The sequence below is a fragment of the Prochlorococcus sp. genome (assembly GCF_965655815.1).
GTDB lineage: Bacteria > Cyanobacteriota > Cyanobacteriia > PCC-6307 > Cyanobiaceae > Prochlorococcus_A > Prochlorococcus_A pastoris.
Genome location: NZ_CBFHHZ010000005.1, coordinates 78,394 through 99,670, shown reverse-complemented (window position 1 = coordinate 99,670; position 21,277 = coordinate 78,394). Strand labels below are relative to the sequence as shown.

At 26.8% G+C, this 21,277-nt stretch carries 30 protein-coding genes; 22 read left to right on the top strand and 8 right to left on the bottom strand.

The genetic code is table 11. The features are described from left to right. Positions 1-549 precede the first annotated feature (549 nt). The 3 genes from ACTF45_RS07590 (at position 550) to ACTF45_RS07580 (ending at position 1,782) form a co-directional block, all read left to right on the top strand. The gene (locus ACTF45_RS07590; RefSeq protein ID WP_438949693.1) at positions 550-744 is read left to right on the top strand and encodes a hypothetical protein; all 195 of its coding nucleotides are present in this window, start codon (positions 550-552) and stop codon (positions 742-744) included. Positions 745-1,032: 288 nt separating this feature from the next. Continuing rightward, a complete protein-coding gene (locus ACTF45_RS07585; protein WP_438949692.1) occupies positions 1,033-1,278 on the top strand; it encodes a cytochrome oxidase in 246 nt (81 codons plus the stop codon). 132 nt (positions 1,279-1,410) lie between these two features. Continuing rightward, positions 1,411-1,782, top strand: coding sequence for a hypothetical protein (locus tag ACTF45_RS07580; protein ID WP_438949691.1), 372 nt, complete (start codon positions 1,411-1,413; stop codon positions 1,780-1,782). Between the two features lie 871 nt (positions 1,783-2,653). Here the strand turns inward: ACTF45_RS07580 and ACTF45_RS07575 are convergent. After that, entirely contained in the window at positions 2,654-2,986 is a 333-nt protein-coding gene (locus tag ACTF45_RS07575; protein WP_438949690.1) for a hypothetical protein, read from the bottom strand. A 151-nt stretch (positions 2,987-3,137) separates the two neighbouring features. Then, entirely contained in the window at positions 3,138-3,503 is a 366-nt protein-coding gene (locus ACTF45_RS07570) for a hypothetical protein (RefSeq protein WP_438949689.1), read from the bottom strand. A 67-nt stretch (positions 3,504-3,570) separates the two neighbouring features. Here ACTF45_RS07570 and ACTF45_RS07565 point away from each other — a divergent pair, with 67 nt between their 5' ends. Beyond that, positions 3,571-3,729, top strand: coding sequence for a hypothetical protein (locus tag ACTF45_RS07565; RefSeq protein WP_438949688.1), 159 nt, complete (start codon positions 3,571-3,573; stop codon positions 3,727-3,729). A gap of 27 nt (positions 3,730-3,756) precedes the next feature. Here the strand turns inward: ACTF45_RS07565 and ACTF45_RS07560 are convergent, their stop codons facing one another. Continuing rightward, positions 3,757-3,936 (bottom strand): hypothetical protein, encoded by a 180-nt coding sequence (locus tag ACTF45_RS07560; protein WP_438949687.1) that lies wholly within the window; start codon positions 3,934-3,936, stop codon positions 3,757-3,759. A 199-nt stretch (positions 3,937-4,135) separates the two neighbouring features. On the opposite strand from ACTF45_RS07560, the gene ACTF45_RS07555 reads away from it, so the two are divergent. Beyond that, entirely contained in the window at positions 4,136-4,432 is a 297-nt protein-coding gene (locus ACTF45_RS07555; protein WP_011132444.1) for a hypothetical protein, read from the top strand. A gap of 399 nt (positions 4,433-4,831) precedes the next feature. After that, positions 4,832-5,014 (top strand): hypothetical protein, encoded by a 183-nt coding sequence (locus ACTF45_RS07550; RefSeq protein ID WP_438949686.1) that lies wholly within the window; start codon positions 4,832-4,834, stop codon positions 5,012-5,014. Between the two features lie 27 nt (positions 5,015-5,041). Here ACTF45_RS07550 and ACTF45_RS07545 read toward each other — a convergent pair whose 3' ends face one another. Further along, positions 5,042-5,386, bottom strand: coding sequence for an RNA-binding protein (locus tag ACTF45_RS07545; protein ID WP_438949685.1), 345 nt, complete (start codon positions 5,384-5,386; stop codon positions 5,042-5,044). 364 nt (positions 5,387-5,750) lie between these two features. Here ACTF45_RS07545 and ACTF45_RS07540 point away from each other — a divergent pair, with 364 nt between their 5' ends. The 5 genes from ACTF45_RS07540 to ACTF45_RS07520 all read left to right on the top strand — a co-directional run bounded on the left by ACTF45_RS07540 (position 5,751) and on the right by ACTF45_RS07520 (position 9,195). Then, positions 5,751-7,073: a Rieske 2Fe-2S domain-containing protein gene (locus ACTF45_RS07540; RefSeq protein WP_438949684.1), complete on the top strand. Its 1,323-nt coding sequence runs from the start codon at positions 5,751-5,753 to the stop codon at positions 7,071-7,073. A gap of 106 nt (positions 7,074-7,179) precedes the next feature. Next, complete coding sequence (locus tag ACTF45_RS07535; RefSeq protein ID WP_438949683.1) at positions 7,180-7,986, top strand: ABC transporter ATP-binding protein; 807 nt, start codon at positions 7,180-7,182, stop codon at positions 7,984-7,986. A 38-nt stretch (positions 7,987-8,024) separates the two neighbouring features. Further along, a complete protein-coding gene (locus tag ACTF45_RS07530; RefSeq protein WP_438949682.1) occupies positions 8,025-8,255 on the top strand; it encodes a hypothetical protein in 231 nt (76 codons plus the stop codon). Between the two features lie 54 nt (positions 8,256-8,309). Next, positions 8,310-8,897, top strand: coding sequence for a helix-turn-helix domain-containing protein (locus ACTF45_RS07525; RefSeq protein WP_438949681.1), 588 nt, complete (start codon positions 8,310-8,312; stop codon positions 8,895-8,897). A gap of 43 nt (positions 8,898-8,940) precedes the next feature. Next, a complete protein-coding gene (locus tag ACTF45_RS07520) occupies positions 8,941-9,195 on the top strand; it encodes a hypothetical protein (RefSeq protein WP_438949680.1) in 255 nt (84 codons plus the stop codon). Here the strand turns inward: ACTF45_RS07520 and ACTF45_RS07515 are convergent. Next, entirely contained in the window at positions 9,181-9,735 is a 555-nt protein-coding gene (locus tag ACTF45_RS07515; RefSeq protein WP_438949679.1) for a ferritin, read from the bottom strand. The two genes, ACTF45_RS07520 and ACTF45_RS07515, sit on opposite strands and share 15 nt — an antisense overlap. Positions 9,736-9,981: 246 nt before the next feature. After that, positions 9,982-11,040, bottom strand: coding sequence for an ABC transporter ATP-binding protein (locus ACTF45_RS07510; protein ID WP_438949678.1), 1,059 nt, complete (start codon positions 11,038-11,040; stop codon positions 9,982-9,984). A 98-nt stretch (positions 11,041-11,138) separates the two neighbouring features. Here ACTF45_RS07510 and nth point away from each other — a divergent pair, with 98 nt between their 5' ends. Genes nth through ACTF45_RS07495 form a run of 3 tightly spaced genes read left to right on the top strand, consistent with a single transcriptional unit; the run spans position 11,139 to position 12,700 of the window. Continuing rightward, the gene (nth, locus tag ACTF45_RS07505) at positions 11,139-11,792 is read left to right on the top strand and encodes an endonuclease III (RefSeq protein ID WP_438949677.1); all 654 of its coding nucleotides are present in this window, start codon (positions 11,139-11,141) and stop codon (positions 11,790-11,792) included. A 35-nt stretch (positions 11,793-11,827) separates the two neighbouring features. Further along, positions 11,828-12,487 carry an SDR family oxidoreductase gene (locus tag ACTF45_RS07500; protein WP_438949676.1) on the top strand — a complete coding sequence of 220 codons (660 nt, stop codon included), beginning with the start codon at positions 11,828-11,830 and terminating at the stop codon, positions 12,485-12,487. 24 nt (positions 12,488-12,511) lie between these two features. Continuing rightward, positions 12,512-12,700, top strand: coding sequence for a hypothetical protein (locus ACTF45_RS07495; protein WP_011132434.1), 189 nt, complete (start codon positions 12,512-12,514; stop codon positions 12,698-12,700). Between the two features lie 11 nt (positions 12,701-12,711). On the opposite strand, the gene ACTF45_RS07490 is transcribed toward ACTF45_RS07495, so the two are convergent. After that, complete coding sequence (locus ACTF45_RS07490; RefSeq protein ID WP_288346719.1) at positions 12,712-13,323, bottom strand: PCC domain-containing protein; 612 nt, start codon at positions 13,321-13,323, stop codon at positions 12,712-12,714. 133 nt (positions 13,324-13,456) lie between these two features. Here ACTF45_RS07490 and pgsA point away from each other — a divergent pair, with 133 nt between their 5' ends. Further along, complete coding sequence (pgsA, locus tag ACTF45_RS07485) at positions 13,457-13,999, top strand: CDP-diacylglycerol--glycerol-3-phosphate 3-phosphatidyltransferase (RefSeq protein ID WP_438949675.1); 543 nt, start codon at positions 13,457-13,459, stop codon at positions 13,997-13,999. On the opposite strand, the gene ACTF45_RS07480 is transcribed toward pgsA, so the two are convergent. Continuing rightward, positions 13,973-14,893 (bottom strand): NAD-dependent epimerase/dehydratase family protein, encoded by a 921-nt coding sequence (locus tag ACTF45_RS07480; protein WP_288346720.1) that lies wholly within the window; start codon positions 14,891-14,893, stop codon positions 13,973-13,975. The genes pgsA and ACTF45_RS07480 overlap by 27 nt on opposite strands. A gap of 93 nt (positions 14,894-14,986) precedes the next feature. Here ACTF45_RS07480 and hisA point away from each other — a divergent pair, with 93 nt between their 5' ends. The 7 genes from hisA to ACTF45_RS07445 all read left to right on the top strand — a co-directional run bounded on the left by hisA (position 14,987) and on the right by ACTF45_RS07445 (position 21,275). Beyond that, the gene (gene hisA, locus ACTF45_RS07475) at positions 14,987-15,754 is read left to right on the top strand and encodes a 1-(5-phosphoribosyl)-5-[(5-phosphoribosylamino)methylideneamino]imidazole-4-carboxamide isomerase (RefSeq protein WP_288346721.1); all 768 of its coding nucleotides are present in this window, start codon (positions 14,987-14,989) and stop codon (positions 15,752-15,754) included. Between the two features lie 79 nt (positions 15,755-15,833). After that, positions 15,834-17,456 carry a DUF3685 domain-containing protein gene (locus ACTF45_RS07470; protein WP_288346722.1) on the top strand — a complete coding sequence of 541 codons (1,623 nt, stop codon included), beginning with the start codon at positions 15,834-15,836 and terminating at the stop codon, positions 17,454-17,456. Between the two features lie 14 nt (positions 17,457-17,470). Next, positions 17,471-18,013, top strand: a complete 543-nt coding sequence (locus ACTF45_RS07465) for a thylakoid membrane photosystem I accumulation factor (RefSeq protein ID WP_288346723.1) — start codon at positions 17,471-17,473, stop codon at positions 18,011-18,013. 23 nt (positions 18,014-18,036) lie between these two features. Next, entirely contained in the window at positions 18,037-19,197 is a 1,161-nt protein-coding gene (locus ACTF45_RS07460; RefSeq protein WP_288346724.1) for a hypothetical protein, read from the top strand. Beyond that, positions 19,198-20,253 (top strand): hypothetical protein, encoded by a 1,056-nt coding sequence (locus tag ACTF45_RS07455; protein ID WP_438949674.1) that lies wholly within the window; start codon positions 19,198-19,200, stop codon positions 20,251-20,253. After that, a complete protein-coding gene (ruvX, locus tag ACTF45_RS07450) occupies positions 20,250-20,705 on the top strand; it encodes a Holliday junction resolvase RuvX (protein ID WP_288346726.1) in 456 nt (151 codons plus the stop codon). Before ACTF45_RS07455 ends, ruvX begins: the two co-directional genes overlap by 4 nt. Positions 20,706-20,738: 33 nt before the next feature. Continuing rightward, positions 20,739-21,275 (top strand): DUF3727 domain-containing protein, encoded by a 537-nt coding sequence (locus tag ACTF45_RS07445; protein ID WP_288346727.1) that lies wholly within the window; start codon positions 20,739-20,741, stop codon positions 21,273-21,275. The last annotated feature ends 2 nt before the right edge of the window (positions 21,276-21,277 follow it).

Below are 21,277 nucleotides of genomic sequence, written 5' to 3'. Positions count from 1 at the left end.
CTTTTATATTGATTAGTCTCTAAAAAAAAGTAAAAAAAGATATTAACTTCCGACGTTAGAAATCCAATTCTTTTCTTAGTAACAGTCATGTAAATAAATTTAATTGCTAAATAAATTAATTTAAACTTCCATAAATAAAGAATTATTTAATATTGCATAATAAAATTTAACTTAATTAGGAGCTTAAAAAACTAATTAATAAACATCACTAAGCCTTTCCAATAAAAAAATAATATTTAAAGAAAATGAGACTAATGTAGTGATTTATAAAATACTTGCATCATTTGAGTGGGTTGATCTATATAAAATTTCTGTAATAATAAAAGTCCTCATCACCTAGGCTCGGCATTATTTAGCGAAGTTTTTTTTTGCTTATAAAGAACTTAACTTATATAGTAAAAACAAATAAATAAGTCTTTTCAAAATCTATCGGCATACATACAAATAATTAAATTCATTAATAAATCAATGAAACTCAAAAGAATATCCTATCTACTCACAGTTAGGAATTAAATGTAACATAATAAGTTTACATATAGTAACAATTAGATGAAAAGAATCATTCCATACATAGCCTTCTTATGTTTAACTGGCTTTACAGCTACAAGTGGTTTACCAGTTATGGCAGGCGGTTGCAACAGTCACATGAACAAGAAAGCAGAAATAAAATGTTCTGAAGATGACACTGAGTGTCAAACTGAAAAAGCTGAAAAGTTTGAATTAAACAAAACGATAAGGTCATAAAAATTGTCTCAACTTAGTTTAATTATTAACTCTGTTCCAAGAGATTTACTTGAATTCATCTTCTGTTTAACTATTGGTTAGACAGCGGGTTCACTAGGGTTTATTTAACAAATAACAACATGACTACTACATCATTTTTTTTAATATTTTCAAGCTCACTTTTAACTTACGTAATGGCTTGTTTGTGGAGAGACCTTATAAATCAAAAAGTAAATATATAGCCATCAATTACTTCAACAACAATAAAATAAAGTACAGTTAAAGTATCACAAGCGATAAATACCTTACTTGTCACAAGAAAATAAAATTGCCGAAACTTTCCCATGGGATTATAAATTTGGAGATGAGAATTTTCAAAAGGAGCCTTGGATTCTAAATAAAGGGAGGCAAAACGTAACAATTGAGAAAAATTTAGATAATAAAGGTTTTTTTTATGTCCAAAAGAATGAAGAAAGACGTCTATCTTTAAACCATTTACAAATTAAATCTACGTATAACCAATTGATTCAATTTGGTTATAAGCTACAAAAATAAAGTTTACAGAATATTTTTTGATGATTTTTTCTTTAGAATTTAATTTGAATAATTAAATAAGAGTCCAAAAAAACATAATAGTAATTATATAAAGCTTGATCTAAAATGATTTAAGCATTCTTCCCTTATTTTTTGACTGATATTAAAGATTTAAAAATAAAGTTGAAACTGTGTACAAACTTTATAGTTAAAGAAGTTATCGCCCTCGATCCTGTGATAAGGAGACAATGGCTTTATACATATAAAGGAATTATTGAGTATGTTAATTCAAATTCAAGAGACCTTTCTCAAGAACAAATTATAGGAGCTTCAATTTATAAAGATCTTATCAAACAAGTAGAAGAATTTATAAACTTAGAAAAATATGAAGGAGAAAATTATAATAGATTCAAAAGCCGTGATCCTTCCGAGTCTAAATACGAGGTTATTTACCAAAAACGTTTAAAACAAATTAAAGAAGATTTCTCAGATCCAGAAGTGTTTATAGAAAAAATAGGCAAATAAAAATTTAAGAGAAATTTAGTAATAAAAACAAGTTCAAATAAATAAAAACTATAACTAATGGAAAATTATCATTAAGAAATTTTAAATTGAAATCAAGAAATAATAGAAAGAAATAACTTCGACTAGTGATGATAAATTAGTAAAAATTAAAAATAATCTAAAAAAATAAACACTAATTTTGATATTTAATTATTAGAAAAATTAATTATTACCTTTCGTTTAATAAAACTTGCATTAATGATTTATTCCGAGGAATACTTCCAAAAAAATATGTAAAACTTTACTCAGATAAAAATCAGTTAGAAAATATCCCACAAATAAAATTTTTTCAAAAAAATTTTCAGGAAGTTACAATTATTGATAGGACCTTAGAATTCTTTTTATCTTTAATATCATATTGCTATTAATTATTAATGAAAGACAATTATCACAAAGGTAATTTAGAGAACAAGATAAGTATGGTATTGTTTTGGATTTATCTTTTCGCGGTTGCAATTATCTTTACTCGTGGACTAATTTTATTTTTAAGTAAATAAATGGTAATTTATAAATATTGATCCTAAATAAACTAACAAATCAACTTGGTAAAATAATATTTAAAATTAAGAGTTAAAAGATATCATTAAAATAAAAATTGAGACTTAACTTGCCACTTAAATATTACTTTGCTAAAAAGATAGAGCGGACTAAAGTCCAATTCTCCACGAGGATTTAGTCCGCTATCAATAAATAAATATACAAATATTTTTTTATTTGATTTGTTTATAAACAATTTATTTTTAGTGCAATTACTTTTTAAAATTATCTAATCTATTTACTGAAAACTTTTGAAGAAAAAATTAATAAAAATAATCTTAAAATACCTTATTGTTTAAATTATATTTTTTCTAGTTAAACTCGTAAGTTGGAAATAACCATTTTTGTTCAAAGAATATTTATCAAACCATAGGTTTAATAAGTTATCAAGTCCAATCCCTTTTAAATTCTTTTTATTCAAAATCTTGTAGTCTGATAAGGCTAATAATAAATAAGGGAAAATCATATCAGAAACTTCGGATGGTAATTTCTTTAAAGGAATACAATGTCCCTTTTCCCAAAGTATGGACATATCTTGAGTAAATAAAGAGCTCCAATAATTAAAATCACAATATAATTTATCTGGAGGCAAAAGGTTAAGCTTTAATTCCTGAGTATAAAAATTCATAGTAAAAGTTAAAGAAAAAGGAAAAGGACCTCAAAATAACTGAATTTATTTTCTAATCTCAGAAAATAAATATTCGACAAAGACTTAAAAATTCAAAATATGTGCTCCTAAATAGTACCTTACTGTACTGAACAGTGCAACACTTATTATATTAATCCCTTTTTTTCATTTCATCTTGAAATTGAAGGAACATTAAAAATTTTTCATAAATTTCTTTGTCAATAAATTTATTCCTCGGCTCTTTAACATATTGAATTTCAGCATTATTAATTTCATTAGAGATATCTTTGTCATCATTTTTTATCTTTATTGGATTTTCATTATCAAAATTATCTTTTTCATAATTCAAAACTTCACCATTTTTTATATTGAATATCCCTCTTTTATAAAGTGCCTCCTCTACTAAAATATTAATTATTTTGGAAATACTTAAATTGCTTTCAAAACTTAATTTATTTATTATATCCAAGACATCGCTTCTAGGGATAAAACCAACTCTTCTTTTCTTTGTGGGCATATAAAAGTTCAGCACTTGACTTAAGTAAGTGTTGCACTATATTCAAAACAAGTCAATAATTATTATTATGATCATACCTTTCACTCTTTTGTTCGGGGCCATTGGATATCTTTATTACAAGTCTAAAGATGAAGTGTCTTTAATAGAAGTAGAGAAACTAGATTCTCCAGGTAATCAATTAGATCAAGATGATTTATATAAGGACTTGGAAGACCTGTTTATATAATTAAACTTTTTTAAACTTCGTTTATTATTATTTAGCAAAGCCCATATAATAAGAATGCAAGCTTAGTAATAATAATATTGAAGAACCAAAATACCATACAAGGAACCATGTAATGAAAGCTCCTCCACTAGATTTCTTCTTTTTAAATTTATCTAATATTTTTAGCAAATAACTCCCCGTCTCTCTAGAGAACTTTAATGAATTCATAATTAATGTCTTTTATTTAAATCAAACATAAAAATATATCCATGCAAGTGCATTTTCAATTTTCTTTTCATTTCACATGAAAATTAAGATAATTAAATGAAAAAGATAAAGTTCTCAAACCAAACAACTTCGTTTCATAACCGAACTCGTAAATAAATAAAAGAGTAATTATTATTATTATTAATTACTTTATACAGTAATGACTGTACATCAAGATTACGAAATAAAGATCAACATAAATGAGTTGATTGAAAAAAGAATTCCTTGTTGTGATTTATTACATCCGGATCATTGTTTAACTGAGCAACAAGTTTCAGAAATTGCTCATGACATTCGGATGGATTTAAACCTTCATGACTTATATAAGCAAGTTGATCAACACATTATGAATTATGTCAACGCAGCAGGTATCGATAATAAAGAACACTGGGTAGAACCACATCTTCCTGATTTAGATAGAGATGCTAAAGAAGAAGTTGGCATAGAATTTGATTAATTTCATTAATAAGTGAAAATATTTTCAATTATTAAATAACATTCCCAATTAGAAGTTTGAATAAATCTAATAGATATATTTTTTTTCTAAATCATCAATTAATTTATAAATACTTTCTGCACTTCTTTTTTTACTTTTAAAAAAGATTTTAGAAAACATGAAAATTATCAATAATGTCAAAATCGATGCAATAAAGTAGGTTAATAAATTAAACGTCATTAAAAATTAAACTCTTCATATAAGTTATTTAAATAACATGAATTGTTAAATAGGTACTTTATACAAAATATTAGATTAAAGTTAGCCATAATTTAGTAATATAATTTTCATAAACATAAATTATTCTAATATTGATTTATCAACTATTGCCAGTCACCAAATTAGTAATAGAATCGAAAAATGATTAAAATTTTTGCTTTAACATTATCTGAAATTGGAATTGGAAAATTAGAAATATTTGTAATCGGAATAGTGTCTTTATTATTTCCAATATTATTCATAATTGCCTCTAGAAATCTTGATGCAAAAGGGGTTTTTGACTGGATGATGGAGAAACCAAATGATTGGATAGGGAAGAAATAAAGCTTTATTTTAGGAAATATTTAAAATTTAGTTTTTAAATGCCAATTTGTCTAATTCATATTCAGGGAAGTCGAATATCTTGCAATTATTTTTTAGGCTTAGCAGAATATTTTTATTAAGAAGTTCATAGTCAATAAATTTATTTAATTTACTATTAGAAAATTCTTTATTTGTCTCTCCTATTGAAAATCTCAACGCCCCATCCTTGGAGATACCAAATTTTATCGAGTTACAATAAGTATTTGCAAACTTACTGGAAATCTTTAAAGAATATTTTTCAATAGCCCTTTGTGAAGAGTCAATAGGATAAGCAGGGGTATCGAAAATCAAGAAAAGAAATAATAAAAGGATATTAAAAATATTTTTAATCATTGAAAACCAAATATTATTGATTTAATTTACATTAACAAGAATTATTAAACAATCGCATTCATTAAAACTTGATAATTCATTGGTATAGAAAAAATTTAAGTTAGATAAAGTTATTTAAAAAATAAAATATTTTCAAGAAAATTTTGATAAATCTACAAAATTATTTGAAAAAACAAAGAATAGAACAAACTTTACTTTTCAAACGCTTAAAAGATACTTTATTAGTTAAGGGGATGATAATCTAATATTTCTTCTCCAAATATTGCTACAAATGATAGAGAATTTTATTTATAACAGAAATTGATTATTTACTTGAGTTATAGTTTCCAAAGATAACTGGTCAATTAAAAAAAGATATTAGTTTATGGAAAATAAGCAAATTAATTTTTTTAAAACTAAAGACATTAATACGGTTTTAAAGCCTTTTAAAAAAGGAACCGTTGTTAATATAGATAATTTAGAGGTAAGAGAAAAACAAAAAGATTTAAAATTAGGTTTATATGGCTGGTATGCAATTTGTCCTTCAACAGAGCTTCAAAAAAATAAAATTCATTATTTTTCATTGTTTGATGAACCTCTTCTTCTTTTTAGAGACAAGAACAATAATGTTAGATGTATCAAAAATATTTGCCCTCATAGAGGTTCCTCGTTTTATGGCGGTTCAATTTCTAATGGTGAATTAACATGCCCATATCATGGGGCAAGATTCAGTTCTCAAGGAAACTGTCAAAATATAGATAGGATAATCTGTAGTCATATTGTTGATAATAATTATGATAATTATGCAAAGAGAATTTACTTATCTCAATACAAAGTAGTAGAGAAGGGAAGTTATATTTTTGTTTATTTTACTGACAAGTCAGAAACAGATTTAAATAATTTTAAAGATGATGCATTAATCAGTAATTATGAGTTAACTGCTAATGGATTTTCAGTTAAAGATTCCGTATCTGAAGAAGTTTTAGTTGATTTTAAATGTGATTGGTCAAGAATTATCGAAAATCATTTGGATATACTTCATATATTTTGGGTTCATGGGGATACAATTCCAGACAAAGATGTAAATAAAAATGTACTAGTAAGTTTTAATCAAAAAATAAATATCAATACAAATTATATTGAAAGTATATATTTTTACAAAAGTAATCCTACAAAAGAATTTATAAGAATAAAATATATTCCGCCAGGAAGGATTTTAATCTATAAGGGGGATCCAGCCGCTTCACGATATGTGCAAGTACTTGATCACATTCCCCTAGGAGATAATAAAGCGAGAGTAATAGTTAGACATTATAGGAAATTCCTTAAAAACAAATTTCTTAATAACTTAATACTATTTAAAGAGATTCAAAAAAAGATTTTTTACAAAATCTTTGATGAAGATTATATGATTCTTAAAACCCAAACTTATAATCAAAAATTAGGCTTAATAAAAAATGATGAGATAAAATTACTAGGTGAAGATAGAATAATAAATTATTTCTGGAATTGGTATAAAAAATCTGAAGAAAAGGATAATCCTTGGAAACACATAAATAAAAATAAGGAACTTAATGTTTATGATGAGATAATTTTAAAATATCCTCCAGAAATTAAGAAATTGGAAGTAATTAATAATATAAATATAATAAGAAAAACATTTATAAGATATGCAGCACCACTGTTGTTTTTGTTGCTCATAATATAAAGTCAATGAAAAAAGTTAATCGACCAGCATGGCTTAATTGGCTTTATCTTTTAATATTCGTTCTTAGTTCAATACAGTTATTCATATTCTGGAGTAACAAATTTTAGTGATTAATGATTATTGGCTTGAAGCAAAAAATATTAGTTGCTTTAAAAATGAATACGAGGTAGTGAAGGATTTAAATTTAAAACTAAAATATAATGAAAATGTAATTTTGATTGGACCTAATGGCTCTGGAAAGTCATCTTTATTAGAATTAATAAATAGAAATATATATCCAGTTCTAAAGAAAGAAACTGTTTTTAAACTATTTAATAAAGAACTTATTAGTATTTGGGAACTTAGAAAAAAGATTAGTACAGTAAATCACGACGTTAAGGCAAGAATAAATGCAAATATAACGGTATTTGATTTAATTATTAGTGGTTTACATGGTAAGTATTCCAAAATCTCAAATAAATGTGAAAGGGATGTTTTATTAGCGGAAAATCTTATTAACAAGATGTTATTAACAAAGTTATCCCAAAGATATTTTTCACAATTATCTGAGGGTGAGAAACAAATTGTTCTAATTGCTAGAGCTTTAGTTAAAAATCCGGAGATATTAATTCTAGATGAGCCTATTGCTAATTTAGATTTAAAATCAAAATTTTATGTAATAGATCAAATTAATGAATTAACAAGATTAAATACGAAAATAATTTGCGTAACTCATGATATATCAATGATTACAGAAATATACAACAGGGTCATAATGATGAAAGAAAGAATAATAATTGCAGATGGAACGCAAAGCGAAACAATAAATGGCAAAAATTTAAGTATTTTATTTGATATTAATATCGAGGTTACAAAACATAAAGGCTATTGGCATGTTTACAGAAAACCTAAAGAACTACAATCAATAGAATAACCAAGGCAATTAATAAATAAATAATCTTTTTGTTTTGAATGCGCGAAAAAGAATTATTTTTAAATGAAGAGGAACCACATTTAAAGCAGACCATCCTACCTCCTAATGATCTGTCAGAGACAAGATCGGAACTACCACAATTTAAACAAATTTTATTAGAGCTCATATCTAATTCTAAAATTAATTCCACCCATTTAAATTATATTCGAATTACTAATGTAAAGAAAAAATTCAAAACTAGTTATGATAATGAGAATCTGTTGCAATAAGTATTTATTTGATCCATAATTGATAATAATTCTCATTATCAAAGTATAAATAATATGAATTTCCATAATTATGGAGAATATTCATCAAAAACTGTACGAATAATAACTGGGCAGTCAGTTCTTATAGATCCTTCATCAAGGCCAAAGGGGACCTGTCTTGAAGTTGAGACAGGTATTGCAAGGGTATATTGTCCATGTGAAGAGACAGAAGGAATGACTCTTGCTTTCTTGCAATCAGGAGATCAATTAAGAACTGATTTATTATGTAGTGAAGGTGTTTGTGTAGAAGCGTTAACTGATTTGTCCTTCCATAGTAATGTTAATATTGCTGAAAATTCTGGCTTTGATGCTGTTAATGAATGGACTCTTCAACTCTTAAGAATAAGACATCTTGGAAATGCAGAGCAAAGAATGCAAGCTCTATTTTCAATATTAGTGAACCGTCTCGGAAGAAGATGCGGTCAATGGTGCGAATTACCTTTTAGGCTTACTCATGAAAGGATAGGAGAATTAATAGGTTCAACAAGGGTAACATCTACAAGATTAATCTCAAAACTCCGTTCATCTGAGTTATTAATAGCTCCAAATGGTACACAGACATTAAGTGTGGCCCCATCCTTTATTGAAGCCTCACCTTTATAAACGAAATATGTATAAATCCGAATTCATAATCAATAACTTACTAATGGAAGTTGACTCATTAAGTGACAGGATAACGAATATTCATCAAGCTTATTTCAACACTTCACATCTAGGCTTGCGAGATAGATTATTTTATGAAAATATAAATATCTCGCAAAGATTAAATGAGATATATTCAATAGCAAAAGTATTAAAAAATAGGAATAATGAAAATATTAGTTTTTCTAGTTTATTAGTTGAGAAATGTAAAAGAACTATTTATCAAAAAAGAATAGAAAAGAATTTATTTTTTCTTTAAATCGCTATCAATTAAAAGTATTGCAGAAGGCTGATTCGCTGCAAATTTAACTTTTCCTAATATATGAGCAAATTCATCCTCAGATTTTGTTTGAGCATCCACAATTGGATCTAAGAAAACACTAGTTCTTGTATCTGAAATTCTCTCTGAAATTGAATATAGCTGTTGTAATGAAGAAGTTAAATCAGCTTCCATATTGAATGAATAAGATATTATGTCCTCAATAGAATCCCATGTTTGAATTGGAGCAGGTAATTCCTTCAAATTTACAGTTTGTCCACGAGCAATAAAATAATTAGCGAATTTATAGGCATGTTCCATTTCTCCTTGAGATTCACTTAGAAAATGTGAAGCAAAGCCATCTAAATCTCTTTCTTGGAACCATAAATAGATAGAAAAATATTGAACATTCGCATATCTTTCCATTGTTAGATGTTCATAAAAGTTATCCAATAAGCTAACATCCATTGGCTGAGCAACAGCTCTACCAGAAGGGCCTAAATTAACTAGTTTTTTTGCTTGTAAATTATTCATAGTCATTTTCAATCAAAATATATATTTAAATAATACAACATTTTGTATAAATTGGTTACTACAAAAAGATTAAAAATATATGAGTGAATATGATAATGAATATCAATAGCAATATCAATAAAATGAATTTAGGAAAAGATTATTATGAATTTCTACTAATTAATAAATTATATGCTAACAAAAAAAAGAAATGTAAAAAGAAAAAATGTTCAAACTGGAAAGGGGGCAAGTGTAATTGCCTATAAAATTTAATTAAATAAAGATCTTATGTGCTCCAGGATATAAAAAACAGGAACAATCTTTATCTATACTTAAAAAACAATTATCTCCAACATTAAGGTTATCATTAATGTTAGTTCTGACCCTTAATGTTTCTTCTTTAAGCGATAGTTTATAAAGAAAATATTCACCCATAAATTCTTTTGAAACTATTTTTGCATCGCCATCTACAGAACTTTTAATAGAAATAAATTTCTGAGGAATAGAAATAAATTTGATATTGTTTTTACCCACCAAAGAAGAAGTATTTATTTCACCTATACAACATGAATAAGAGTTTTCTTCTTTTTTGAGATTAAGAATATTATTGCCAAGAATAAAACTACTTACAAAAATTGTTTTAGGGTTTTCTATAAGTTTCATAGGTGAATCAACTTGATGTATTTTCCCTTCATTCATCACAGCAACCTTGTCGCATATAGCCATTGCCTCTTCAGGATCATGAGTAACCATTATTCCACTAGCATTGCAACTTCTAAGGATATTTGGAAGTTCACTTCTTAATTTTAATTTTACGTGCATATCCAAACTACAAAATGGTTCATCTAGTAATATAAAATTTGTTCCCGGAGCTAAAGCTCTAACAATAGCAAGTCTCTGTTTTTGTCCTCCTGATAATTCATGTGGATATCTATTTATAAATTTATCTAGACCAACAATATTTATTAGAAAATTAACTCTAGATTTATTCTTTTTATCTTTCAAACCAAACATTGCATTTTCTAAAACAGTTAGGTGAGGAAAAAGAGCATAATCCTGGAAAACCATTCCTATTTTCCTTTTTTCTGGAGGTAGTATTCTATGTTTATTTGAAATTACCTTATCATTTAGAATAATTTTTCCTTTAAAAGGATATTCAAATCCGGCGATCAATCTTAAAAGAGTAGTTTTACCGGAACCAGAAGGTCCAAGAAGTCCTAATAATTGACCATTCTCTATTTTTAAGTTAATTGCATCTAATATCCAATTTGAAGTATTTTGATTATCATATTTATGATGTAAATCATCAATTATTAACGCCTCTTTTTCCACTAAAACATTAAAGTCTTTAGAATAATAAAATTAGCAGAAAAAATTCATCTCTCATAACACTTGTATAATTTTATACATCCCTTAAAGAAAATAAATAAATGAAAAAGAGCGAAAGAGCAGAAATCATACTTAAAGAACTTAAAAAATTATATCCATCTCCTCCAATCCCCCTTGATCACACAAATGCTTTCACTCTGCTTGTAGCAGTAGTATTAAGCGCCCAGTCTACAGATAAGAAAGTTAATGAACTAACTAAGGAATTATATAAAGTCGCAGATACTCCAGAAAAAATGAAAGAACTCGGTGTATCAAAAATATATGAATACATAAAACAATTAGGTCTTTCCAACCAAAAATCTAAAAATATTTACCTCTTATCAAAATTAATAATCGAAAAATTTCATGGTCAAGTCCCCAATTCATTCGAAGATCTTGAGTCACTACCTGGAGTTGGTCATAAAACAGCTTCAGTTGTAATGTCACAAGTATTCAATATTCCATCTTTCCCTGTTGATACTCACATACATCGTTTATCACAAAGATGGGGACTTACAAATGGAGATAATGTAAAGCAGACCGAAAAAGATCTTAAAAATATTTTTCCAATCTCAGAGTGGAACATATTACATTTGCAAATAATTTTCTATGGAAGAGAATATTGTACGGCAAGAGGTTGCGATGGTACAAAATGCTTAATGTGCAGAACACTATATCCCAATAGAAAAAAGAAGTTTATATGTAAAAAGCCTTAAAAACTTAATATAATAATAAAATTAAATATATTATTATGAAAATTGCGATTACCGGAGCATCAGGTAAAACAGGATATAGAATAACAGAAGAAGCATTAAAGAAAGGAATAAAAGTAAATCAGATAGTTAGGAAAAATTCAAAGGTTCCAGAGAATCTTAAAAATACAGAAACCTTTAGAATTTCATTAGATAATAGAGGTGCACTAGATAAGGCTTTAGAAAATGTAGATGCATTAATAATTGCTACCGGAGCAAGAGCTTCATTAGATTTAACTGGACCTGCAAAAGTAGATGCACTAGGGGTGTATAGACAATTAGAAAGTTGTAAAAGAGTCGGAATAAAGAGAGTTATTTTAGTAAGCTCTTTGTGTACTGGTAAATTTTTTCACCCATTAAACTTATTTGGTTTAATTCTTATCTGGAAAAAAATTGGTGAGAACTTTCTAAAAAATCAAAATTTCGATTGGACAATAATAAGGCCTGGAGGATTAAAAGAAATTGAAAAAATAAAAGATGAGAACATAGATTATTCAAAAGAAGATACACAATTTAAAGGTTCTATACCAAGAAGATTAGTAGCAAAATGTTGTATAGATTCCTTAAGTAACAAACAATCTTTTAATAAAACAATAGAAGTAACAAGTTCCAGTGAGAATAAAAAAGTATCTTTTAAAAAGGCTATGCAAAATATTTAAAAGATGCAAAAATAAATAAAAACCATGAAAATAAACCCAAATATTGATGCATTACAATTGATGCTTACTGATTTAAGAACAAGAAATGAACCAATTAGGCATAAAGCAGCATTTAAAGGATGTCAGCCGGAATTTCAAACTCTAGTTGCGAGATTAATAAAGCAGCTAGAGGATGAATTAAATTCGGAAAAACTTATAAATCGAGACAAATAGCTTAAACATGATTATTTAAATGAATTTAAATAATCATGTTTTGCTTGTTTTGATAGTTCATCATATCCTCCAAAAAAAACATCATCTAAAAATATTTGAGGAAAAGTATTGTGATTACTTAATGAATTAACCTTTTGAAACTCTTTGTCATTCTCAATAAGAATCGCTTCATGCGGAATAGATAACGAATCAAGTAACCTAAGACTTCTCTTTGACCAAGGACAATTTTTAAGGATATATGCTTTAACTCGTGATTGATTGTTAGTTGAATTTTGATTAGAGAAATCAATAATCTCATTTTCAAAAGAAACTAATAAAATATCCGTTCCTTTTTTAACAATCGAGCCTTCTTCTAAATGTCCTCCAAAAACATTACATCCTTCATCAGCGAAACTCAGATGAAGGTGAACATCGCCATTATTGAAATGCCCATTAAGAGATACTATTTCTAAGTTACCTTCAAATATACTAATTTCTTGGTTACCTGGGCACTGAATACTAGCCTTCCTAAGATTGCCTACTACACCAGATACATAACCATTTAAATTATTTGAAAAAGAATATTTCTTAATACAAATAATTAAATCAGAATCTGAAGATAGCTTTAAGCTATGGGGCTGCATTTCAGTAACTATAATGTATTAATAATATAAAATATACTTACTCTTATATTGAAGAAGTGTTTATAATCTTTAGAATTTTGTCAAAACCTAAAACTTATAAAAGTGTAAAATATAATTTATTTATAGAAATATTTTGTTAAACAAAAATAAAAGCGTTAAAAATTTAATAGCAAATATTCCAAATATATTAACAATATCTCGATTATTTCTAACATTACCACTAATAATATTTTTAGAAATAAACAAAACCAAATTTGTTTTCGCTTTAATTATTCTCGGAGGAATAACTGATTATTTTGATGGGTATTTTGCCAGGAAATTAAATCTTAAAACAAAGTTTGGAGCTATTATTGACCCACTAGCAGACAAAATATTTTTGCTAATTCCTTTATTGTGGCTGAGTAAAATGGAAATAATTCCTTTTTGGTCATTAGCATTAATATTATTTAGAGAATTAATAATATCTGCATTAAGAACTACTATGAAAGATGGATTACCTGCTTCTCAACTAGGGAAGTATAAAACCTTCTTCTTTTTTATTGCATTAGTTATATTTTTCCAACCATTTTCTAAATATTTATTATTTAATTTAGGAATAACATGTTATTGGCTTGGATTTATTTTGACACTTTTAACTTTTATAGATTATTTAAGAGTTAAAAAGAACACTATCTGAAGTTCTATCAAATTTATTGTCCTTTTTAAATTGATAATCTTTGATAAAACTATCTTTCAAACCACTAAATAAATCAAATTTTGGTTCCCAATTTAAATCATTTTTGATTTTGGAAATATCAGTTTGATAGTGATTTAATCTAATTGGGAATCCTTTTCTTGATTTAGGATCTAATTTTTCATAATCAAATTTATTTAAAGATATATCGTTTTTCTTTAAACCACAAACTTCTGCACACATATAAATCAAACCTTTTATGGTTATCCCTTTTTCTCCCGAACAGTTATAGATATTATTTTTAGATTTATCAAAATCTAAACACTTAATCATTACATCACTTAAATCTGAAACATGACCTAACTGAGTTATCAGTGAACCATCGCCAGGAATAGGGACTTTTTTCAGTTGAAATAACCTTTCAAAGAACCAATTTTCAATTTTATTATAATTTCCAGGTCCATAAATATAAGTAGGTCTAAAACTTGTAAAAGGGATCTTTTGTTCAATTAGCCAATTTTCAGTTTCGAACTTTCCTTTATGCCTACTTTGAGGATCAAGTAAAGAGTCCTCTGATAAAGGTAATTCATAATTCTCCGAATAAACACCTGCTGAACTAACGTAAATATATCGTTGAAAAGAATCAGCTACATTATCGATAAGAATTTTTGTTTGTTCTACTTCACGACCAGAGATATCATAGATTACATCATATTTATTATTTTGTAGTTTAAGAATACATTCAATATCATTTCTATCACCTTTTATTAAATTTGTATTTTCAGGATTAGATTTATTACCCCTTGTAAAAATATCAATATCATGATCTTGATTTAGCAACTTACCCACTAAAGACTTGCCCACAAATCTTGTTCCACCCATTACAAGAATTTTCATATTCCAAAAATATTAAACTAAAGTAGTAATCTAAGTTAGAAGTACATTTATGAATAGTACTACTAAGAAGTAATTAATGAAAAGGATAAATCCATGAAACTAATTCCCGCAATAGATTTGATGAATGGTAAATGTGTAAGACTTTTTAAAGGCGACTTTAACAAGAGAAAAGACTTCTCTAGAGAGCCTTATGAACAAGCAAAATACTGGGAAAAAGAGGGTGCAAAATGTATTCATATCGTTGATTTGGATGCTGCTAAAACCGGTATTCCAACAAATGATCAATCAATTAAAAAGATTGTCAAATCAGTCAATATTCCTATTCAAATTGGAGGAGGTATAAGATCACAAGAAAGGATTGAACAATTATTTTCCTACGGAGTCGATAAGGTTATAATGGGAACCTCAGCTATTGAAAATAAAGAACTAGTTAAAAGTCTATCAAGCAAATTTCCAAAAAGAATTATTGTTGGAATTGATTCAAAGGAGGGAAAAGTAAGCACAAGAGGATGGCTAGAAGAATCCGATGTGTTAGCCACAGATTTAGTAAAGGAATTTTCCTCTTTTAAAATTGCCAGTTTTATTATTACAGACATTAATACCGATGGAACCTTAGAAGGGACAAATGAAGTTTTTATAAAAGAGATTATTGAAATTACTGATATTCCGGTTATTGCTTCAGGCGGTGTAGGTTCAATTTCTGACTTGTTATCATTAACTAAATTTGAAGATTCTGGACTATGTGGAGTAATAGTAGGAAAAGCTCTTTATGAAAATAAATTTACAATAAGTGAAGCAAGTAATATTTTATCTACAGAAAGAATAAATGATATTCCAATTAATAAAGACTATTACGCCTGAAAACCCAGTAAATATTTATAAAGCACTGGTTTTTAACGAATTTGTTAGTTAATTTTGTATAAGAGGTAGACTTTTAAAATTGGAATTAACTAAGAAAAAATCGATACTAATTATTGCTCCAAGCTTAATTGCAGAATCTTTATCATTAAAGTTGACTTCATTAGACAATAATTTAAATATCACACTAGATAGCGGTAGTAAAAATTTAAATCCAGATTTAATAATATGGAATATTCTTAATTACCAATCAGAAGATCTCATAAGATTGGAATTATTAAAATTAAAAGAGAGGTGGGATGAATCAAATATTCTTGTAATTTTTTCAGGTGAACTTTTAAATAAAACAAAAGTAACTCCCTCTTTAAATAGTGAAGGTTTACTTTTAAATCCAAGTGTTGATAAAGTTTTAGAGTCTATAAATATCATCTCAGAGGGAGGAAGAGTATTCGACCTGGAAAATAATCCTTCTGTAGTTGTTAAAAAAGAAAAAGAACTTACTTTTAATCAGAAATTATTATCATCTGGTCTCAAACAAATTGATAATGAAATAAATTATATTTTCAAATATGTGAATTCTGACTCAACACCTGAATTTTACAAATTCATTTTAAAGGGAAGATTAAGAGAACTTATAACTGCCAAATCCTTCCTAATATTCCTATGGGGTAATTCATTAGACCTTTATTCAGAAGCTATTTACACTGAAAACAAAATCAATATAGAAAATAAAAATACTAATACTATTTTTATAAAAGATAAAAATACATTAGAAATTTGGGATTTAATACTTGAACGTCTTAGTAAGAGATATGCTTCAACCAATTTCGATGTTGAATTTAATAATTCATCTATCATTTTGTCAGGTATAAAAAAAGAGTTTATTTCACGTCTAATTTGTACAATGCTTGATGAACTTGATAATTTAATAAAAAATATAAAAGAAAATTATAAAGAAAAAGACTATAAAGAGGACTTTAATTCTCTTATTGAAGAACTAAAGCTCAATACCATATCAAATATAACTGAAGGCTATTTCAGAATTAAAAAAAATGGCGAATCGATCTCAATAAATGAATATATCTATAAAGAAGTAACTTGCAATGAAAAAGATAGAGAGTCACATGAATCAATAATGTTTATAGATCCAATAATAAAAAATGAACCCATAGATTTTGATGGCAAACTATTACCTCTATACGAGACAGAATCATTTGTTGTTCTAGAAAATATAATATCTAATTGGATAATAAGAAATTGTAATTTATTAGCCTCTGAAGTATTTAATATTTGTTCAAGCTGGCCGGAATTAAGAACAATACTGATAAATCCACAATTGCAATCTACAAGATCTTTTGAAAGATTTAGAAATAATATCAACAACTATAATAGATGGCATGAAAATATTTATATGCCAATTTATTTATATGAAAGTAAACGCGAATATATCGATATCATTGATTCTAAATTTACAAGATACTATAAAAATGAGAATAGAGAAAAAGAACTAGAAAATTTAGAGTGGTTTCAAAAACAAGTTACTTTATTAGTTGAAATTAGAGATGCAATAGCTCCTCAATTAGAAATTGCTGTAAAATATATTGGTAACCTTTTCGTGAATTTCTTAACAAAAGTAGTAGGCAAAGCTATTGGTTTAGTTGGGAAAGGTATCCTACAAGGTTTAGGTAGATCTAGCACTAAATAAATTTCCTTCCATTAATGAAGTTATTTCAATCAATACTTATCTTATTAATATTTTTTACTTCTTACCCCGCTAATGCAAGTAGAGATACAAATAGCTATGACGGAAATATTTTTCCAATATATGCAGGTAATGGAGCTATAGTTCCTCCTCAAACTACTCTTGAAGAATCATTAAAAAACGGAAGGATCTCTGTTTTATTTTTTTATCTTGACGACAGCTCTGACAGTAAAGCTATGGCTCCAATAATCTCAGGATTAGATCTGATTTGGAGAAATAATATTGACTTAATTGCTCTTACTACAGATGAATTACAAAATGACTCTTCTAAAACAGACTCGAATCTACCTAATTATTATTGGAATGGTTTAATTCCTCAGACAATAATTTTGGATAGCACTGGAGAAGTTAAATTTGATATGAATGGATTGGTTAATATTGATGATTTGAATAAGATTATTGGAGAATTAAAAGGGATAGACATTAATGAGATATCATTCTCAGTTGAAAGCTTTAACGAATACAACAGTATAATCTCAGAAAAAAAAAATGATCTCTAATGAGTTTTTGAAATAAAAAACATATGATTATTCTAAAAATTATTTTCTTATTTTTATTTTTAAAAATATTTCTAGATTTTTATTTTAATAAATCCCTCAAATCAAAATTAGTTTTAATACCTCAAGATTATAAGTATAGAAATAAAGATAAAAATAGTGAAGTAATTATTAATTTAAAAATAATCAATAAAAGTAAAAATAAAGAAACTATGGTTTCTAATCTAAATCTAGATTTAGATTTTTTTCAATCTAAAAATAATCATTATCTTAAAAAATTAGATTATGAGGAAAGTATTTATATTTATTCTGGATCTATAAAAAAAAATATACATAATTATTGGCCAACAACAATTATAAAAGCAAATTCAGAACTATTAATACAAGTAATTTTAAAATTTAAAAATAGTGATTTTAAAAACAAAATCAAATATATATGGTTAAAGATTTTTTGGGAAAATTACGGTCATTTTGGCATTACAAAAAAACAAGATGGTTTATTAGTGAATTTAAATCATCATAATAAAAAAGAATTAATTGAAATTCCTTTAAAACTTGGTTATAAAGCTATAGCTGTTAAAACTGATTTGCTTGGCTCATTTGATAATCCAATTGAAACTGTTATGAAGTACTGCAAAAATGTCACAAAAGAGAAAGATATTTTAACTATAGGTGAGACACCACTAGCAATTATGCAAGGAAGATATGTCGCACCTCAAAACTTAGAATACAATATTTTTTCAAAAATATTATGTTATTTTTTTCATCCCACAAGTAGCCTTGCCACCGCTTGTGGTATGCAATTACTTATCGATAAAATAGGTGTTATGAGGATAACCTTTTCATTAATTTTAGGTTTTTTATTTAAATGTATTGGGATTAAAGGGATATTTTATAGATTAACTGGTTTTGAATCCTCACTAATTGATGACATAAGTGGAACAGTTGTTCCATATGATAAAAGCATAGTTATGGGTCCAATAAATACGAAATTGTTTTGTGATAAGTTATCGAAACAGCTTAAAGTAGATGTAGCCGTAGTTGATGTAAATGATCTAGGTGGTGTAAAAATATTAGCCAGTTCAAATAGTTCAGTAAATAATATACTCAAAGAAATCCTAAAGGTTAATCCCGCAGGCAATTCTGACGAAAAAACACCTATAGTATTAATAAGGAATAATAAATAAATGAAACAAGATTCAAATCATATTTTGAATTCTAATAAGGATAGAAAAGTTTCCTTTGAGGAGCTTCATATTCGTCATTTAAATCTATTAATGGATTTTAGAAGTGAGAAGTTAAATAATTGGTTTTTAAAAATGGCAATTATAAACACTTTTGAGGACTTAAAAATTTTTTTAAATAATTTAAAAAAAAATAAGCATAAATGTATTATTGCAATAGAAGAAAAAAAAATTGTAGGTTATTTAAATATATTTCCTTTAAACTTCAAGGGTTCTTGTTTAAGGATATCGAAGCCTAATTTAACAACTATAAAGTCTTCTATAACTGAAAAAGATTTGATACTAGGATTGATCAAGAAATCAATCTCTATTACAGATATAAAAACTACAAGCTGGGTAATTAATTCAGATATAGAAAATAATTACCTTATTTCAAGTGCAAGAGAATTAGGGTTCCAACCATTACAAAAGGTGAAACTGTGGAGTAAAAATAATATTAATAAGTCCATTAAAAATAAAAATAAAAATTATTATTTTATTGATGAATTTCAAGCAATAACCAAATTAAATTTATTAAATGTACTTAATTTTATTCGTTCAAATCAATCTCCATTAATAAGGACGATATTGGATCTTGATCAAAAAGATATTTCCAATAGAAATGATTCAAATAGCGGGGCAATAATTCACAACAATGCTGTTTTATGCACAATTTTAAAAGATATAAATTTTCAAGATAATAAAATTTATACATTAACGATTGGTAAAAGTTGGGATGCTAGATTAAGTCCTATTTTAAAAAATATTCTGAATAATTTTTTTGAAAAATCTCCTTATTCTATAATTAAGACCTATGAAGAAAGTGCTGAATTAAATACATATTTAGAGAATTCTGGTTTTAGAGATAATTACCAAGAAATTATCCTTGTTAGAAATACTATTGTTAGGAACGAATCTAAGCAGACTAATAAAATAAACCAATCATTAGAATCAATTTTTGAAAAACTAAATCCACAAGGTAACGCTTACCCGTCCCCATTTCCTTTGAAGTCTAAGTGAAATATTGCAAGCCCAAATCTAAGTCAATATTAAGTTTAGATGTTGGGCTAAAAAGAATAGGATTAGCATATTGTGATTCACTTTTTATTACGGTAAATATTCTTCCTGCATTAAAGAGAGAAAGAAATAATAACGAAATAATTATTATTAAAGAACACATTAAAAAACTTAATTTAACTGGTTTTATTGTTGGTTTACCGCTTGACGAGGCGGGGGGGATGACATTTCAAGCTCTTGATTGCAAAACTTATGGTGAATTTCTTTTTAATGAATTAAAACTTCCTTTTTCCTTCGTTAATGAACATAGCTCCACGTGGGAATCAACAAATAGATTTGGAGTAAAGAAAGATAAATCTGGACTTATTGATAGCTTATCTGCCAAAATAATTCTTGAGCAATGGATTCAGGAAGGTCCTGAGTTAAAAGAATTAGTGGGTAATAAACAAATATAATATTAATATAAATCTATATAAGTTAAATCAAAAATGAACGATCATAACTCCAAAGATAATTATGAGGCACAAACACTTATCCTAAATGATTCAAATGGAAATGAACTATTTTGTTATCTTGAACAAATAGTAAAGGTTGAAGAAAAAGAATATGCATTATTAACACCCGTAGATACACCAGTCAGTTTATTCAAAATTAATGAAAATGATGAGCCAGAATTAATTGAAAAAATTGAGAAAAACGAGCAAGTCTTAAAGAATGCTGATGCAGTTCTACAAGAACATGATCTAAAACTTATAAGATCCGCAGTTACATTAACTGTATCTGGTGAACTCGAAGAGCCAATTTATGATGAGTTAGAAGAAGATGGTATAGAGGAGGAAAGTGAAACATATGAATTACTTGTGAGTTTTAATTTATTGGAACAAGAATATGGATTATATATTCCTCTAGATCCTTTTTTTATCGTAGGAAAACTTATCGACCAAGGAGCGTTATTAATTGAGGATGATGAATTTGATAAAGTTCAACCCTTAATAGAATCTGAGTTAGAAAAGAGTAGTTTTTAAAA

What these genes read in the sequence shown, in the direction of transcription:
- ACTF45_RS07590 (WP_438949693.1), top strand. Translation starts at nt 550, where the DNA reads ATGAAAAGAATCATTCCATACATAGCCTTCTTATGTTTAACTGGCTTT.
- ACTF45_RS07575 (WP_438949690.1), bottom strand. Translation starts at nt 2,986, where the DNA reads ATGAATTTTTATACTCAGGAATTAAAGCTTAACCTTTTGCCTCCAGAT.
- ACTF45_RS07570 (WP_438949689.1), bottom strand. Translation starts at nt 3,503, where the DNA reads ATGCCCACAAAGAAAAGAAGAGTTGGTTTTATCCCTAGAAGCGATGTC.
- ACTF45_RS07565 (WP_438949688.1), top strand. Translation starts at nt 3,571, where the DNA reads ATGATCATACCTTTCACTCTTTTGTTCGGGGCCATTGGATATCTTTAT.
- ACTF45_RS07560 (WP_438949687.1), bottom strand. Translation starts at nt 3,936, where the DNA reads ATGAATTCATTAAAGTTCTCTAGAGAGACGGGGAGTTATTTGCTAAAA.
- ACTF45_RS07555 (WP_011132444.1), top strand. Translation starts at nt 4,136, where the DNA reads ATGACTGTACATCAAGATTACGAAATAAAGATCAACATAAATGAGTTG.
- ACTF45_RS07550 (WP_438949686.1), top strand. Translation starts at nt 4,832, where the DNA reads ATGATTAAAATTTTTGCTTTAACATTATCTGAAATTGGAATTGGAAAA.
- ACTF45_RS07545 (WP_438949685.1), bottom strand. Translation starts at nt 5,386, where the DNA reads ATGATTAAAAATATTTTTAATATCCTTTTATTATTTCTTTTCTTGATT.
- ACTF45_RS07540 (WP_438949684.1), top strand. Translation starts at nt 5,751, where the DNA reads ATGGAAAATAAGCAAATTAATTTTTTTAAAACTAAAGACATTAATACG.
- ACTF45_RS07530 (WP_438949682.1), top strand. Translation starts at nt 8,025, where the DNA reads ATGCGCGAAAAAGAATTATTTTTAAATGAAGAGGAACCACATTTAAAG.
- ACTF45_RS07525 (WP_438949681.1), top strand. Translation starts at nt 8,310, where the DNA reads ATGAATTTCCATAATTATGGAGAATATTCATCAAAAACTGTACGAATA.
- ACTF45_RS07520 (WP_438949680.1), top strand. Translation starts at nt 8,941, where the DNA reads ATGGAAGTTGACTCATTAAGTGACAGGATAACGAATATTCATCAAGCT.
- ACTF45_RS07515 (WP_438949679.1), bottom strand. Translation starts at nt 9,735, where the DNA reads ATGACTATGAATAATTTACAAGCAAAAAAACTAGTTAATTTAGGCCCT.
- nth (WP_438949677.1), top strand. Translation starts at nt 11,139, where the DNA reads ATGAAAAAGAGCGAAAGAGCAGAAATCATACTTAAAGAACTTAAAAAA.
- ACTF45_RS07500 (WP_438949676.1), top strand. Translation starts at nt 11,828, where the DNA reads ATGAAAATTGCGATTACCGGAGCATCAGGTAAAACAGGATATAGAATA.
- ACTF45_RS07495 (WP_011132434.1), top strand. Translation starts at nt 12,512, where the DNA reads ATGAAAATAAACCCAAATATTGATGCATTACAATTGATGCTTACTGAT.
- ACTF45_RS07490 (WP_288346719.1), bottom strand. Translation starts at nt 13,323, where the DNA reads ATGCAGCCCCATAGCTTAAAGCTATCTTCAGATTCTGATTTAATTATT.
- ACTF45_RS07480 (WP_288346720.1), bottom strand. Translation starts at nt 14,893, where the DNA reads ATGAAAATTCTTGTAATGGGTGGAACAAGATTTGTGGGCAAGTCTTTA.
- hisA (WP_288346721.1), top strand. Translation starts at nt 14,987, where the DNA reads ATGAAACTAATTCCCGCAATAGATTTGATGAATGGTAAATGTGTAAGA.
- ACTF45_RS07465 (WP_288346723.1), top strand. Translation starts at nt 17,471, where the DNA reads ATGAAGTTATTTCAATCAATACTTATCTTATTAATATTTTTTACTTCT.
- ACTF45_RS07460 (WP_288346724.1), top strand. Translation starts at nt 18,037, where the DNA reads ATGATTATTCTAAAAATTATTTTCTTATTTTTATTTTTAAAAATATTT.
- ACTF45_RS07455 (WP_438949674.1), top strand. Translation starts at nt 19,198, where the DNA reads ATGAAACAAGATTCAAATCATATTTTGAATTCTAATAAGGATAGAAAA.
- ACTF45_RS07445 (WP_288346727.1), top strand. Translation starts at nt 20,739, where the DNA reads ATGAACGATCATAACTCCAAAGATAATTATGAGGCACAAACACTTATC.